Annotated in this window: 17 protein-coding genes and 2 riboswitches; of the genes, 15 read left to right on the top strand and 2 right to left on the bottom strand. The window is 41.1% G+C overall.

Annotation, left to right across the window (positions count from 1 at the left end):
* The first annotated feature begins 110 nt into the window (after positions 1–110).
* The 15 genes from OK414_RS13755 to cobO all read left to right on the top strand — a co-directional run bounded on the left by OK414_RS13755 (position 111) and on the right by cobO (position 13,574).
* Positions 111–269, top strand: a complete 159-nt coding sequence (locus OK414_RS13755) for a hypothetical protein (protein WP_013057318.1) — start codon at positions 111–113, stop codon at positions 267–269.
* Positions 270–416: 147 nt separating this feature from the next.
* A riboswitch (cobalamin riboswitch) is annotated at positions 417–596 on the top strand.
* Between the two features lie 117 nt (positions 597–713).
* A riboswitch (cobalamin riboswitch) is annotated at positions 714–894 on the top strand.
* 101 nt (positions 895–995) lie between these two features.
* Positions 996–1,376 (top strand): (2Fe-2S) ferredoxin domain-containing protein, encoded by a 381-nt coding sequence (locus tag OK414_RS13750; RefSeq protein ID WP_034651537.1) that lies wholly within the window; start codon positions 996–998, stop codon positions 1,374–1,376.
* 13 nt (positions 1,377–1,389) lie between these two features.
* Positions 1,390–3,012: a precorrin-3B C(17)-methyltransferase gene (gene cobJ, locus OK414_RS13745; RefSeq protein WP_034651540.1), complete on the top strand. Its 1,623-nt coding sequence runs from the start codon at positions 1,390–1,392 to the stop codon at positions 3,010–3,012.
* A gap of 18 nt (positions 3,013–3,030) precedes the next feature.
* On the top strand, positions 3,031–3,942 hold the full coding sequence (locus OK414_RS13740; protein WP_034651543.1) for a sirohydrochlorin chelatase: 912 nt from the start codon (positions 3,031–3,033) through the stop codon (positions 3,940–3,942).
* On the top strand, positions 3,939–4,706 hold the full coding sequence (gene cobK, locus OK414_RS13735; RefSeq protein ID WP_263045854.1) for a precorrin-6A reductase: 768 nt from the start codon (positions 3,939–3,941) through the stop codon (positions 4,704–4,706). The genes OK414_RS13740 and cobK overlap by 4 nt, the downstream gene beginning before the upstream one ends.
* Before the next feature lie 5 nt (positions 4,707–4,711).
* Complete coding sequence (locus OK414_RS13730) at positions 4,712–5,359, top strand: precorrin-8X methylmutase (protein ID WP_026106605.1); 648 nt, start codon at positions 4,712–4,714, stop codon at positions 5,357–5,359.
* A 3-nt stretch (positions 5,360–5,362) separates the two neighbouring features.
* Positions 5,363–6,466 carry a cobalt-precorrin-5B (C(1))-methyltransferase gene (locus tag OK414_RS13725; RefSeq protein ID WP_095380263.1) on the top strand — a complete coding sequence of 368 codons (1,104 nt, stop codon included), beginning with the start codon at positions 5,363–5,365 and terminating at the stop codon, positions 6,464–6,466.
* Positions 6,456–7,652, top strand: a complete 1,197-nt coding sequence (cbiE, locus tag OK414_RS13720) for a precorrin-6y C5,15-methyltransferase (decarboxylating) subunit CbiE (protein ID WP_263045853.1) — start codon at positions 6,456–6,458, stop codon at positions 7,650–7,652. The genes OK414_RS13725 and cbiE overlap by 11 nt, the downstream gene beginning before the upstream one ends.
* Positions 7,653–7,654: 2 nt before the next feature.
* Positions 7,655–8,356 (top strand): precorrin-2 C(20)-methyltransferase, encoded by a 702-nt coding sequence (cobI, locus tag OK414_RS13715; RefSeq protein ID WP_095380261.1) that lies wholly within the window; start codon positions 7,655–7,657, stop codon positions 8,354–8,356.
* Positions 8,353–9,129: a precorrin-4 C(11)-methyltransferase gene (cobM, locus tag OK414_RS13710; RefSeq protein ID WP_034651558.1), complete on the top strand. Its 777-nt coding sequence runs from the start codon at positions 8,353–8,355 to the stop codon at positions 9,127–9,129. The genes cobI and cobM overlap by 4 nt, the downstream gene beginning before the upstream one ends.
* The gene (locus OK414_RS13705) at positions 9,126–10,250 is read left to right on the top strand and encodes a cobalt-precorrin 5A hydrolase (protein WP_016764361.1); all 1,125 of its coding nucleotides are present in this window, start codon (positions 9,126–9,128) and stop codon (positions 10,248–10,250) included. Before cobM ends, OK414_RS13705 begins: the two co-directional genes overlap by 4 nt.
* Before the next feature lie 13 nt (positions 10,251–10,263).
* Positions 10,264–11,646, top strand: coding sequence for a cobyrinate a,c-diamide synthase (locus tag OK414_RS13700; RefSeq protein ID WP_016764360.1), 1,383 nt, complete (start codon positions 10,264–10,266; stop codon positions 11,644–11,646).
* Complete coding sequence (gene cobA, locus OK414_RS13695) at positions 11,643–12,413, top strand: uroporphyrinogen-III C-methyltransferase (protein WP_034651561.1); 771 nt, start codon at positions 11,643–11,645, stop codon at positions 12,411–12,413. The genes OK414_RS13700 and cobA overlap by 4 nt, the downstream gene beginning before the upstream one ends.
* 20 nt (positions 12,414–12,433) lie before the next feature.
* Positions 12,434–13,003 (top strand): nitroreductase, encoded by a 570-nt coding sequence (locus OK414_RS13690; protein WP_047933579.1) that lies wholly within the window; start codon positions 12,434–12,436, stop codon positions 13,001–13,003.
* 31 nt (positions 13,004–13,034) lie between these two features.
* Positions 13,035–13,574 carry a cob(I)yrinic acid a,c-diamide adenosyltransferase gene (cobO, locus tag OK414_RS13685; RefSeq protein ID WP_013057304.1) on the top strand — a complete coding sequence of 180 codons (540 nt, stop codon included), beginning with the start codon at positions 13,035–13,037 and terminating at the stop codon, positions 13,572–13,574.
* 26 nt (positions 13,575–13,600) lie between these two features.
* Here cobO and spoIIP read toward each other — a convergent pair whose 3' ends face one another.
* On the bottom strand, positions 13,601–14,770 hold the full coding sequence (spoIIP, locus tag OK414_RS13680) for a stage II sporulation protein P (RefSeq protein ID WP_013083408.1): 1,170 nt from the start codon (positions 14,768–14,770) through the stop codon (positions 13,601–13,603).
* A gap of 159 nt (positions 14,771–14,929) precedes the next feature.
* Positions 14,930–15,409 carry a hypothetical protein gene (locus OK414_RS13675; protein ID WP_263045852.1) on the bottom strand — a complete coding sequence of 160 codons (480 nt, stop codon included), beginning with the start codon at positions 15,407–15,409 and terminating at the stop codon, positions 14,930–14,932.
* Positions 15,410–15,502 lie beyond the last annotated feature (93 nt).

The following is a 15,502-nucleotide window of genomic DNA, read 5'->3' as shown; positions in this document are numbered from 1 at the left end:
TTTTTAAAAGTTTCTTGTGACAAGTTTTGTAGAATGGGTTTTCAAAAGGAAATGGTTTCGGCATAATGTGGATATAACGATCCCTACAATAATCGGAGGCGAATCTTTTCATGTGGGTACTGACGGTATATGCTGGAAAAGAAATGAAAATGTTTGAATTTGAAACTGAAAAGCAGGCGAGAGAAGCTTTTGCCAAAACAAATGGCTGTAAAGTTCTTTCAGAAGTGGTGTATTATAACGATCCTCATTTAACATTAGTAGCTATATAATGAAAAAACAAGAGCTGACTTTATGCTCTTGTTTTTTTTATAGATGCTTGTATCTTTCGAAAAGAATAGAGTTGAAATAAAAAAAAATGTACGCTATGATATGGTAGTTACTTCTATTATTCTGATAGTTTAAAAGGTTCATATATATCAAACAGCAACAACAAAGATGCCAAGAAGGCTTAATAGGGAAACTGGTGAAAGACCAGTACTGCCCCCGCAACTGTAAGTGTGGACGAACGAGTATAACCACTGTGGAAAAATCACGGGAAGGTTCTCAAGTAGAATGATACACAAGTCAGGAGACCTGTCTTTATTGTGAAGTTTCTATTTCTCCGGGGAGCGGGAAGGGAAACGTTGGCTTAAAGTGGCATTCGTGTACACTCTTATTCTGACGTTTTACCCGCTCGCATATTAGCGAAGCGGGTTTTTCTCATGTCGTAAAACTACATATCGTGCAAAAAAGGTGCGCAATGTTTACATTGTGTTAAATGGGAAGTCTGGTGTGAAGCCAGCGCGGTACCCGCCACTGTGAAGATGAGCTGATTGCATATGCCACTGTATTCGGGAAGGCGCAGTCAAGTGATGAATCGAAGTCAGGAAACCAGCCTTTCTTTAATGCGAAGCTTACCCTACGGGATATAGGTGGAAGTGCAAAAACTTAGTTTGAATTTTTCTGCGCCTCTATCATTGATAGAGGCGCTTTTTTTAGTAAAGGAGCGAATGAGTGTGACGACGTGGAACTTAAACGGAACAAAACATCACGTATTGATTTGTAATGGAAGCAGCTGTATGAGAAAAGGTGGAGAAGAAGCCACCCAAGCTATTCGAAATAAAGTGACGGAACTGGATTTGGATGAAACGGTTCATACAACGCGTACACGCTGTAACGGACGATGTAAAGATGCTCCTGTAGCTATTGTGTATCCTTCAGGAGATTGGTACAAGCAGGTCACTGAAACCGTGGCTCACCGGATTGTCGAAGAACATTTAGCAGGAGGCTGCAGTATAAAGGAATCGATTATTTATGAATATGATCAAAATGGTTTCGTTTCCCCGGAAAACAGTGACTCCATAGAAGGAATTGATAAAGTAAAAAGTAACGCATAAAGGAGGAGCTAGCATGAAAGGTAAACTGTTAGTTATCGGATTTGGGCCGGGAAGCTTTGAACATATTACACAGCGAGCAAGAGAAGCCATTCAAGAAAGTGATATGATCATCGGTTACAAAACCTATGTGGAATTAATTCAAGGACTGTTAACGAATCAGCAAATTATTAGTACGGGAATGACCGAAGAAGTAAGCCGTGCACAAGAAGCTGTAAAGCAAGCTGAAGCAGGAAAAACCGTGGCTGTCATTTCAAGCGGAGATGCAGGAGTATATGGAATGGCAGGCCTTGTGTATGAAGTGTTGATTGAAAAAGGTTGGAAAAAAGAAACGGGCGTAGAGCTGGAAGTAATTCCTGGCATTTCGGCTATTAATTCATGCGCATCCCTCCTTGGAGCGCCCGTGATGCATGATGCTTGTACAATTAGTTTAAGTGACCACCTTACGCCATGGGAACTAATCGAAAAAAGAATCGAAGCAGCTGCACAAGCAGATTTCGTAGTGGCTTTTTACAATCCAAAAAGCGGAAGACGAACAAGACAAATTGTTGAAGCACAGAGGATTCTATTAAAGTACCGTTCTCCTGATACGCCTGTTGGTCTTGTGAAAAGCGCTTATCGTCACCGTGAAGAAGTCGTAATGACCAACTTAAAAGACATGTTAAATCATGAAATTGGCATGCTGACTACCGTTGTTGTCGGGAATTCATCTACGTTTTTTTACGACGATTTAATGATTACACCGCGCGGATATCAGCGGAAATATACCCTTAACCAAACGGAGCAGCCGCTAAGACCGCATCAGCGACTTCGAAAAGAAGCGGAACCGTGGGCTCTCGATCAAGAAGAGACTGTAAAGCAAACAGCTTCAGCTATTGAAGCAGTTCAGACCACACCAGAAGAAACAGCAACTTCACGAGTTCTTGCAGAAGAAGCGCTTCAAGCAATTTTAGGTGAACCTACTTCTGCGGTCGTACATCAGCCAATACAGTCCATTTTCGAAGTGGCGGTTAGTCCAGGACTTGCAAATAAGAAATTCACGCCTGTTCAAATGACAACACTAGCAGAAGTTGTTGGTGAAAAAGGTACGATGGAGTATACACCTGACCATCAAATCAAACTGCAAATCCCAACGACTCAACCAGATGTGATTATTAAAAAGCTCCAAGCAGCTTCCTTTTTACTATCTCCGGTCGGAGATGTGTTCACAATCAAAGCGTGTGATTTTTGTGACGGAGAAAAAAGCGATGCTATTCCACATACGGAAGAATTACAAAAGCGCCTCGGGGGAATGGACATGCCAAAAGAGCTGAAGCTTGGTATTAATGGATGCGGCATGGCCTGCTATGGCGCAGTTCAAGAAGATATCGGCATTGTCTATAGAAAAGGTGCGTTTGATTTATTTTTAGGAGCTAAAACGGTTGGACGCAATGCGCATTCAGGTCAAATTGTGGCGGAAGGCATAGCACCTGATGACATTATTGAAATAGTCGAGAACATTGTCCATGAATATAAAGAAAAAGGTCATCCTAATGAGCGATTTCATAAATTCTTTAAGCGTGTGAAGAACGTTTATGGATTCGACTATCAAGATATAACACCAAAAATAAAAGTAGAACCAGCTCCGTGTGGAGATTAAAAAATAGGAGGGCATTATATGAAATCAGTTTTATTTGTCGGTCATGGAAGCAGAGATCCTGAAGGGAACGATCAAATTCGCGAATTTATTTCGACTATGAAGCATGATTGGGACGCATCTATTTTAGTAGAAACGTGTTTTCTAGAATTTGAACGCCCAAATGTAAGTCAAGGCATTGATACATGTGTGGCAAAAGGAGCAAAAGATGTAGTTGTAATTCCAATTATGCTCTTGCCTGCCGGCCACTCTAAAATACATATTCCGGCGGCTATAGATGAAGCTAAGGGAAAATATCCACACGTAAACTTCGTATACGGACGTCCCATTGGCGTTCATGAAGAAGCCCTGGAAATTTTAAAAACGAGATTACAAGAATCAGGAGAGAATTTAGAAACTCCAGCTGAAGACACGGCTGTTATTGTCTTAGGGCGAGGAGGAAGTGATCCTGATGCAAACAGTGATCTATATAAAATTACGCGCCTTCTTTGGGAAAAAACAAACTATAAAATCGTTGAAACTTCTTTTATGGGCGTGACTGCTCCACTGATTGATGAAGGGGTAGAGCGATGTTTAAAACTGGGCGCTAAAAAAGTGGTTATTCTCCCGTATTTCTTATTTACAGGAGTACTAATTAAGCGATTAGAAGAAATGGTGAAGCAGTATAAAATGCAGCATGAAAACATCGAGTTTAAGCTAGCCGGCTATTTCGGTTTTCATCCAAAACTGCAGACAATTTTAAAAGAACGTGCTGAAGAAGGATTAGAAGGTGAAGTGAAAATGAACTGCGATACGTGTCAATATCGCCTCGGCATTATGGAGCATATTGATCACCACCATCATCACGATCATGACCATGATCACGGACACCATCACCACGATCACCATCATGACCACGACCACCATGAAGATAAGGTCGGCGAGCTAAAATGATTTTATTGTTAGCCGGAACTAGCGATGCACGTGCATTAGCCGTGCAAGTGAAAAAAGCAGGTCATGAGGTTACGGCAACGGTTGTAACCGAAAACGCAGCTATCGAATTACAGCGTGCAGAAGTGAAAGTGAAAATTGGACGTCTCAAAAAAGAAGATATGATGGATTTTGTAAACGAACATCGTGTAAAAGCTATTGTGGATGCAAGTCATCCTTTTGCAGAAGAAGCATCTAAAAATGCTATCGGCGCGGCTGCTGAAACAGCGATTCCTTACATACGCTATGAGCGGGCTTCGCAGGCTTTTGCCTATGATAATATGACGATGGTTTCTACGTATGAAGAAGCAGCAGAAGTAGCAGCTCAGAAAAAAGGAGTTATTATGCTGACAACAGGCAGCAAAACGCTGCAGGTTTTTACAGAAAAGCTGCTTCCTCTTTCAGATGTACGGCTTGTTGCTCGTATGCTTCCAAGGCTGGATAATATGGAAAAGTGCCAGCAATTAGGATTTCCGCAAAAAAATATTATTGCTATTCAAGGGCCTTTTACAAAAGAGTTTGATCGAGCACTGTATAAGCAATACGGAGTGACGGTCATGGTCACAAAAGAAAGCGGAAAAGTTGGATCTGTGGATGAAAAAGTGGAAGCAGCCAAAGAGTTAGGCTTAGATATTATTATGATTGGGCGACCGAAAATTGAGTATGGGACCGTGTATTCCACTTTTGAAGAAGTGGTTCATGCTTTAGTAAACCAAACTAGGAGTTGATTGAGATGGATTTTCGTACAGAATTTAAACCGTTAACTGTTCAGCCTCAGCAAATAGAAGGAAAAAGTTTTGAGATGATTACAGAAGAGCTTGGGTCTCATCCGTTTACAGACGAACAGTACCCAATTGTTCAGCGCGTAATTCATGCGTCTGCAGACTTTGAGCTTGGACGCAGCATGCTGTTTCATCCGGATGCGATTCAAGCAGGAATTAAAGCTATTCGCAGCGGCAAGCAAGTGGTTGCAGATGTACAAATGGTGCAAGTAGGAACAAACAAGCAGCGAATTGAAAAACACGGCGGTGAAATCAAAGTTTATATTTCAGATCCGGACGTAATGGAAGAAGCAAAGCGCTTAAATACAACGCGTGCAATTATTTCTATGCGAAAAGCTATCAAAGAAGCAGACGGTGGAATTTTTGCAATTGGGAACGCACCCACAGCTTTACTTGAATTAATTCGTTTGATTAAAGAAGGAGAAGCGAAGCCTGGGCTTGTTATTGGTCTGCCGGTAGGATTTGTTTCAGCAGCTGAATCTAAAGAAGAACTTGCAAAACTTGACGTGCCGTTTATTACAAACATCGGGCGAAAAGGCGGCAGTACGGTAACGGTTGCTGCATTAAATGCAATTTCAATTCTTGCAGATCAGGTGTAACGCATGAAGGAAGTACCAAAAGAACCTAAGAAACTCAGAGAAGGCTATACGACGGGCGCTTGTGCAACGGCAGCTACGAGAGCAGCTCTGCTTACGCTAATTTCAGGAGAAGTGCAAGATGAGTCAACGATTTACCTACCTGTCGGCCGCTTTGCTACGTTTCATCTTGAAGAATGCGAGTATCGTACAAGCAGCGCTGTAGCTAGCATCATTAAAGATGCTGGAGATGATCCCGATGCCACGCACGGAGCGCTGATTATTTCTGAAGTTTCGTGGTGTAATGGTGCAGGCATTATCATTGATGGAGGAGTGGGAGTAGGGCGTGTGACAAAGCCCGGCCTCCCGGTTCCTGTCGGTGAAGCAGCCATTAACCCTGTTCCAAGAAAGATGCTGAAAGAAACGGCTGAACAGCTTTTAGCCCAATACAATATACAAAAAGGCGTTAAGATTGTCATCTCGGTTCCTCAGGGAGAAGAAATGGCGAAAAAGACATTAAATGCGCGTCTAGGTATTTTAGGAGGCATTTCGATACTGGGGACGCGGGGGATTGTCGTTCCGTTCTCAACAGCTGCTTATAAAGCAAGCATCGTGCAGGCAATCAGCGTTGCTAAAGCAAGTAATTGTGAGCACGTCGTCATTACGACAGGGGGCCGAAGCGAAAAGTATGGAATGAAACAGTTCCCAGATCTTCCGGAAGAAGCATTTATCGAAATGGGAGATTTTGTTGGATTTACGTTAAAACAATGTAAAAAGCAAGGAATGAAAAAAGTATCGCTCGTAGGCATGATGGGAAAGTTTTCAAAAGTCGCGCAAGGCGTTATGATGGTTCATTCAAAAAGTGCACCCATTGATTTTAATTTTTTAGCAACAGCAGCTTCTGAGTCAGGCGCTTCTGCTGAACTGGTAGAGGAAATAAAAGGTGCAAACACAGCTTCTCAAGTGGGAGATTTAATGACACAAAGCGGTCATCATCAGTTTTTTGAAAAACTGTGCGAGTACTGCTGTTTATCAGCGTTAAAGGAAGTAGGGGACGGAATCGATGTCGATACGTCTCTTTACACATTAAAAGGAGATTTTTTAGGACAGGCGGTGCAACATGGCAATTAAAATTATTGGAATTGGTGACGACGGAAAGTTAAGTTTGCTTCCTATGTATGAAAAGTGGATTTATGAAAGCGATGTGCTAGTTGGAGGTAAGCGTCACCTTGATTTTTTTCAAGATTTTAAAGGAGAAAAAGTGGCGATTGAAGGAGGGCTTTCTTCTCTTGTTGAACGTTTAAAAAACGAAGAAGGAAATGCGGTTGTGTTAGCCTCAGGTGATCCGTTATTTTACGGAATAGGAAGCTATCTTTCTACGAAGCTAGACGTTGAAATATACCCTTATTTAAGTTCTATTCAGCTTGCATTCTCACGCCTAAAGGAGCGATGGCAAGACGCTTATTTTACAAGCGTGCACGGCAGGAGCATAAAAGGGCTGGCTCAGCGCATTGACGGCTATAGAACAGTGGCGATTCTAACCGATGAGCAAAATTCTCCTAGTGCTCTGGCAAACTACTTATTGTCATTTGGCATGACAGAATACAAGATGTTTGTAGCAGAGAATTTAGGTGGAAAAACGGAGCGCTGTCAGCTGCTTTCGCTGGAAGAAGCGGCGAATCAATTCTTTTCTCCGCTTAATGTCGTGATATTAAAACAGATAGAAAAAAGCCCAGTTTGGCCTCTTGGAATAGAAGATGATGAATTTATTCAACGCAAGCCAGATAAAGGACTTATCACTAAAAAAGAAGTTCGTACACTTAGTATTAGCGCCCTGCAGCTAAAGAAAGACAGCGTCGTGTGGGATATCGGAACATGTACAGGTTCAGTGGCAATTGAAGCGGCTAAAATTGCGCGTGAAGGACAAATTTTTGCTGTGGAAAAAAATGAAGCAGACTTAGAAAATTGCAGGGAAAATCTAGCGAAATTTCGGGTTGATGCCCACACTGTGCACGGAAAAGCACCAGAAGGACTAAATGAGTTTGCTGATCCTGATGCAGTGTTTATTGGAGGGACAGCAGGAGGCATGGAAACCATTTTGGACGTGTGCTGCAGCCGCTTAAATTCAGAAGGACGTATCGTATTAAACGCCGTGACAATTGAAAATTTAGCAGAAGCGATGAAAGCTTTTAAAGAGCGAGGATTTGAGACTGCTGTTACCCTTGCACAAATTTCAAGGAGCAAGCCAATTTTACATTTAACACGCTTTGATGCTTTAAACCCTATTTATATTATTACAGCCCAAAAAGGAGAATGAACATGATTGGAACATTGTACGGACTTGGAGTTGGACCAGGAGATCCAGAACTAATCACGGTAAAAGCATTTCGTAAATTAAAAGAATCACCCGTTATTGCGTATCCGAAAAAGCAAAAAGGAAGCAAAAGCTATGCCCAAAAAATTATTGATGTCTATTTCAGTGCAAATGAAAAAGACATGCTCGGCCTTGTGTTTCCAATGACAAAAGATCCTGCTATTTTGGAAAGAAAATGGACCGAAACGGTAGAACGAGTATGGGAAAAGCTCCAGGAAGGAAAAGATGTAGCATTTGTCACAGAGGGCGACCCTATGCTTTACAGTACGTTTATTCACATGATGCGTCTAATGCAAGAGTGTCACCCTGAAGCTCCGATTCAAGTAATTCCTGGCATTTCATCTATTAATGGAGCGGCATCTCGCTTAGGTATTCCTTTAGCAGACGGTGATGAACACGTAGCGATTGTTCCTGCTCGTGAAGATTATGAAACAATGAAAAAAGTATTAATGGAAAACGACTGCGTCATTTTTATTAAAGTGGCCAAAGTCATCGATTTTATGGTTGGTCTTTTAAAAGAGCTTGATCTGCTTGAAAAAGCGTCAGTGGTGACAAAAGTAACGTCAGATGAAGAAATTATCTGGAAAGCTTCAGAACTAGAAGGAGCTGATTTACAATACTTAACGCTAATGGTGGTGCGAAAATGAAGTTATACATAATCGGAGCTGGACCCGGAGATCCAGATTTAATTACCGTAAAAGGCTTAAAATTACTTCAGCAAGCAGATGTTGTCTTGTACGCTGACTCACTGGTAAGTCAAGAGCTAGTTGCTAAGTCTAAACCAGGAGCTGAAGTGTTAAAAACAGCGGGTATGCATTTAGAAGAAATGGTCGGTACGATGCTTGAACGCATGCGTGAAGGAAAAATGGTTGTAAGAGTACATACCGGAGATCCTGCTATGTACGGAGCCATTATGGAACAAATGGTGCTTTTAAAAAGAGAAGGCGTTGATATTGAAATCGTTCCGGGCGTCAGCTCCGTATTCGCTGCTGCTGCAGCGGCTGAAGCAGAATTAACCATTCCAGATTTGACTCAAACGGTTATTTTAACTCGTGCTGAAGGAAGAACGCCTGTACCTGAGTTTGAAAAATTAACTGATTTAGCAAAACATAAATGTACCATTGCGTTATTTTTAAGCGCGACGCTCACAAAAAAAGTAATGAAAGAATTTATAAGCGCGGGTTGGAGTGAAGACACGCCGATTGTAGTAGTCTATAAAGCAACGTGGCCAGATGAAAAAATTGTTCGCACAACGGTAAAAGACCTCGATGATGCTATGCGAACAAACGGCATTCGCAAGCAGGCGATGATTTTGGCAGGCTGGGCACTTGATCCACACATTCATGACAAAGATTATCGTTCAAAACTTTATGACAAAACATTTACCCATGGCTTTCGAAGAGGAGTGAAGTCGGAATGATTCAACTCCAAGAAGGAAAAAAAGCCCTCATTACACAGCGCGGAGATTATGCCGTTGTAGCTATCACAAAACACGGCGTAGAAATTGCAAGAAATCTAGGCCGCACTTTTCAGCAGTCTGATGTGTATTACATGAGCAAGTTTGAAAAAGGAGACGAACAAGAGCAGAACATTCAGCTGTTTTCAGGAAGCGTTCGGATGCTTTTGCCTTCTCTTTTTGAATCGTATAAAGGGCTTATTATTATTATCTCACTCGGAGCAGTTGTACGTATGATTGCTCCTATTTTAAAAGATAAAAAAACGGATCCTGCGGTTGTTGTCATTGATGATAAAGGCGAAAATGTCATCAGCGTGCTTTCGGGTCATATCGGAGGAGCAAATGAGCTTACGCGTGAAGTTGCGGCAGCTCTTGAAGCTCATCCTGTTATTACAACAGCATCCGATGTGCAAAAAACAATTCCAGTTGATTTATTTGGTAAGCGCTTTGGATGGGTGTGGGAATCAGCAGAAAAACTAACGCCTGTCAGCGCTTCTGTGGTGAATGAAGAAGAAATAGCAGTGGTTCAAGAATCAGGTGAAAAGAACTGGTGGCATTATGAGCACCCTGTTCCAGCTAACATTAAAACATATTCATCGATTCAGACAGCTCTTGAAGCATCGCCACATGCAGCTTTGATCGTAACGCATCGCAATTTAAAAAAAGAGGAAGAAGCAATCTTAGAAAACGGTGTTCTTTACCGGCCAAAAGTATTAGCGATTGGGATGGGATGCAATCGAGGGACAAGTACAGCTGAAATTGAAACCGTTATTGAAAAAACGCTTGCTGAACTTCAGTTTTCAATGAAAAGTGTAAAAGCATTATGTACAATAGAGTTAAAGAAAGATGAAGAAGGGCTGTTAGAAGTGGCGTCTAAGTACGGCTGGGAGTTTGTCTATTATTCGCCCCAAGAGCTAAACAGCATAAGTATCCAACAGCCTTCAGATACTGTCTTTAAATATACAGGTGCATATGGCGTCAGTGAACCTGCTGCTATGTTATACAGCGGTGCTGATAAGCTTGAACTTGTGAAGAAAAAGTCAGGGAATGTAACCATTTCAGTGGCGCTTATTCCCTATGACTAAAGGAGAGAACAACATGTCAAACAGAAGACTCGTCATTGCCGGTACTGGAAGTGGCGTAGGGAAAACAACACTTACAATCGGGCTGATGGCAGCATTAAGACAAGCTGGTTACAGAGTTCAAGGGTTTAAATGCGGACCCGATTATATTGATCCAACGTATCATACGGCTGTTACAGAACGAACATCTCGAAATATAGACAGCTGGATGCTTGAACACGATATGGTTAGAGAAATTGTCGCTCGTGCTAGTGAAGATGCTGATATTTCCATCATGGAAGGAGTTATGGGATTTTTCGATGGGAAAAACCCGTTAACGAACGAAGGAACAACAGCAGAAATCAGCTTAATCACCAATAGCCCTGTCCTTTTAGTTGTCAATTGTGCTAGTATGGCTAGAAGTGCAGCGGCGATTGTAAAAGGTTTTCAGCAATTTTTACCCGAAGCTAACATCGTCGGTGTGATTGCTAACCGTGTTGGAAGTGAAGGGCATTATAAACTTGTTAAGGCAGCGATTGAGCAGGAATGTCATATCCCTGTAGTAGGCTACTTGAAAAGAAACGATGATCTTACGATTCCTGAACGTCACCTCGGGCTCATTCCGTCGATTGAACGAGGAGAGTTAACACCGTTTTTTGAACAGTTAGGAAAGCTTGTTCATGATACAATTGATATCGAAAAAGTATATGAACTGGCTTTAGCTCCTAAAATAGAAATTAATGAGCCTATCTTTACAAAGCCGTCCGTACCTCAAGTGAAAATTGCTGTAGCGAGAGATGCCGCTTTTAACTTTTATTATGAAGAAAATTTCGAATTGTTAAAAGCTTACGGAGCAGAGCTTGTAGAATTTTCGCCTTTAAAAGGAGAAGTGGTTCCACAAGATGCTGACGGTCTTTATATCGGAGGCGGATTTCCAGAAGAATTTGCTGAAACGCTGGCTCAGCAAATCGACGTTAAAAATTCTGTTCGAGCAGCTATTCAAAAAGGGATTCCTACGCTTGCTGAGTGCGGAGGCTTTATGTTTTTAACAGATGGTATTGTCACAACAGATGATACATGCCATGAAATGGTGGGGCTTATTCCCGGACAAGTAAGAATGCAGACAAAATTAGCTGCTTTAGGGTACCGAGAAGTGACGGGAAAGCAGGGGAATTTTTTATTTAAAGGCGATATACAAGCTAAAGGCCATGAATTTCATTATTCAACCTTTCATTCAGAGAAAGAGTTTTCGCCTGCCTATGATACAAAAGGGATGCGAGGAATGAAAGAAGAAGGCTATATGAACAATAATTTAATTGCCGGCTATACGCACTTTCATTTTGGCTCTTCTACGAAGATGGTAGAAAACTGGGTGGAACAGTGTAAAGCGGTAAAAAAAGAAAGAAGAGATGCCGTGTGACAGTTGGAAAAGTATATTTAGTAGGAGCTGGACCAGGAGATCCGAAGCTAATAACCGTATATGGAATGGAGTGTATTCAAGAAGCGGATGTTATTTTATATGACCGCTTAGCCAACGAACAGTTGTTAAACTATGCTAAAAAAGACGCGGAGCTTATTTTTTGCGGGAAATTACCGGGCAAGCACGGAGTCATCCAAGATCGTATTCACGAACTGCTTGTTGAAAAAGCGCTTCAAGGAAAAGTAGTGACGCGCTTAAAAGGAGGCGATCCTTTTGTGTTTGGCCGCGGAGCAGAGGAAGCGGAAGTGCTTGCTACTCAAGGAATTCCTTACGAAGTAGTGCCTGGTATCACGTCAGGAATTGCAGCTCCAGCTTATGCAGGAATTCCTGTTACCCATAGAGATCATGCCACTTCTTTTGCGATTGTAACGGGTCATGGAAGAGAAGAAAAAGGAAAAGATTATTTAAATTGGTCAGCGCTTGCTCAAGGAATAGATACAATTGCGTTTTACATGGGCGTTGGAAATTTATCTCATATATGCAAGCAATTGATGGACCATGGACGAGATAAACATACGCCAGTAGCGCTTGTTCAATGGGGCACAACGAAGTATCAGCGCACCGTAACCGGAACGCTTGCCACAATCGAAGAAATAGCAAAAAAAGCAGAAATTGCTCATCCTGCTATCGTGCTTGTAGGTGAGGTAGTGACAATTAGAGAAAAAATAAAATGGTTCGAAGAAAGAGCGGAAAATATTCTGCTTTAATGTTAAAAGGAGGAGACAATATGACGATTATCTCACAGCTAAAAGAACGAAGAGCGGTACGAGATCATGAAGCACGTGAAGTAGAGCAAGAGAAAATCGAACAGCTGCTTGAAGCAGCGACATGGGCTCCAAATGACCGAATGAGAGAGCCTTGGAGCTTTTATGTGATTCAAGGAGAAGCAAAAAAGAAGTATGAAGAACTGGCTGAAGCTTATTTAAAGGAGCGCTTTCCTACAAAGCCCCATTTAGTAGAAAGTTCGTTAAAAGCAGTAAAAAATACGCCTGTCCATATCGTCGTAACTGCTGACACAGTTGAAGGAGACGACGAAGCCACTGAAGACAACAAATATGCGGTTTCATGCGCGATTCATTCCATGTGGCTAGCAGCTAAAGAACTAGGTCTTGGATTCGTTTGGAGAACAAGAGGCGTTGGTCTTGTTCGAGACGAGAGGCTGTATGAGTTTATCGGCAAGCCTTCAGGTAAAGTCGTAGTAGGAAACGTATTTCTAGGCTATCCAAATGAAGAGTCTCTTATAAAAATGAAAGAGCCTGCTAGAACACCGTTTACAGAAAAAACAACATGGCTGTAAACTGAAATTCGAAGAAAAAGAGGTTTTTAGATTGAAAGACAAACGGGGTCTTACGTTAATTTATACCGGAGACGGTAAAGGAAAAACAACCGCTGCTTTAGGTCTTGCGTTGCGCGCTACGGGACGCGGACAAAAAGTATTAATGATTCAATTTATTAAATCTCCTCAGCGTACATATGGCGAAAAGCTGATGTTTGACAGAATAGGAATTGAAATGATTCAAACAGGAGTCGGCTTCACGTGGACAAAAACACCGCCTGAACATCGTGAAGCTTTGCAAAAAGCTTGGGCGCTAACGAAGGAAAAAGTCTTCTCGAACGAATATGATGTAGTTATTTTAGACGAGTTAAATAATGCACTGGCTATCGAGAAATTTCCTATTGATGATGTGCTACCGCTACACGAAGTAATTGACCTTATTCAAAAGCGCCCTGAGCATATGCATTTGGTCATTACCGGGCGTTCTGCCAAAAAAGAAGTGATGGATGCAGCAGATCTTGTGACGGAAATGAAGCCTCATAAACATTATTATGATGAAGGAATTCCTGCTGTAAAAGGAATTGAATTTTAAAAAGCCCTCAGTGAAGAGGGCTTTTTTTATTGAGCAGGGGCATCTACTTTTTCAGCTTGCCAGTAAAATTGGCTAATGACATCAGACAGTGCTTTTGTTGTATTGGTTAGTTCATCAAAGTTATTATCAACTCCGCCCACTTCAATTAAAATCGCATTTTTAGAAACATCTTGGTTATATACACCGTTACCGCTGGATTTGTTTTTGCCAATAACTCCACGGCTTAACCCAGGATATTTCTTTTCAAGACCTTCATGAAGCGCTTTTGCCATTTTTAAGTTTTGTTCAAAGTTTTGATTCGCTTTCCCTAAAACAAACACAACTTTTGCATACGATTTATTGTTAATCTTAATGGTTGTATTATCTTTTCGAAGCGAATCTCGGTGCAAATCGATAAAGTAAGTTAAATCTCTATTCTCAGTCATCGCCGTTTCAATTACTGTGCGAGACATGGCGTACGATTGGTTGGTGTTCCAGCCTTTTTCTTTTAATTTCTGTCCAATATTGGTTTGATCTACTTCTGCCCCAATTCCCTGAGCCTCTAAATCTTTTCCTAGCATATTTGCGACTATATTAATATTGGTTTTACTATCTACAGCTTTATTAGCATCTGGATCACCTTCAAGTCCTAATAGAGGCAAGTAAGATTCCCAGCTGTGCGTATGATAAATATAAAATACCTTTTTTCCGCCAGTTGTATTATTATTTGGAGCATTCGTACCATTGTTTTCTTTAGGTTGCTGAACTTTTGTAGTAGAATTTCTTTCTTTTAGTGTTTCATCTAACGGCGGTGCAGATTCTCTAGGGAAGTTTGTGAAATTTGTGCCTTCACCGGCGATGATAATATTGGAGTCGTAAATACTGAATCCAGGAAGTTCTGAACCAAACAAGCTTCTCGCGTCTTCTGCTCGAATACTTGTTGATAACTCTAGCAGTGTAGAAGAAAGACCTGGAGGCGAGTAGTTTTTATCGAAAGCCGTTGAAAAGTGGTGGTTTTCTTGGCTCATCAAATAATAAAGGCTCTCCGCTTTATGCTTCGATAACGTTTGATAGACAATAGAAGAATTGAACTGTTCTTTAAATGCTGAGTAACTCACTAGAACAATGATAGATGATGTCATTAAAACAATGGATAAAATAACAAGAACCATCTTATATGTTAACACTACAAAATTGGCGCGATTACTAGATTTCAATGGCGAAATCTCCTCTCTATGTCAGCATCAGGCTAATAGGTATGAAGGACTTTGCTAATCTAGTAATGATTATATGAATGGAGATTTCTAATTATGATAAGCATTTAATAGAGAAAGTAGTCTTCAAAATCAAAAAAAAGAATCACGCGAGATATAATCTCATATTCTCCGCGATTCTTCTTCAAATAGACGTCGGATGGCTTCGCCTTTTGGAGTGAGGCTGAATCCTTTTTTCTCTTTTTTAAGCAGCTGATAGTTTTCCAACTCATTTTTAGATAAAACTGTAAAATCTTGAGAATAAAACTCATCATGATGGATAGGAATGCCGCGATTCTTATTATATTCTTTCCATAGAAATGAAGTTGGTTTCCAAAAGTGAGGATAAACGTCTTCATTTTTATCAATTGCCACAGGAAAACCGCCCCTATGACTTCCAAATAAGAACGTTTGAAAAAGGACTATATCTTCTTGAGATAACTCATTCATTGCTCGCTCAAAGTAGTCATTTAAACGTCCAAGTAGCCCTTTAGTATGTTTACTTCCTACGGACCGAATCGATTTATTTTTGCGTCCGAGCGGAAGGAATGTTAAGTGGCTGTAAGCTGTAAAATCAACAGGCAAATTTTCCGGTAAAGTCATTTGTCTAACTCCTTTCATCTCTTGAGTATTTTACCTATTAAAGAAGAGAAGAAAAAGTTTTAGTGTGTCTTGAATATAAGAGTTATTTTTAAG

The sequence above is a fragment of the Priestia sp. JV24 genome (assembly GCF_025910025.1).
GTDB lineage: Bacteria > Bacillota > Bacilli > Bacillales > Bacillaceae_H > Priestia > Priestia megaterium.
The sequence above is the reverse complement of the archived record's forward strand: the minus strand, read 5'-3'. Positions and strand labels throughout refer to the sequence as shown.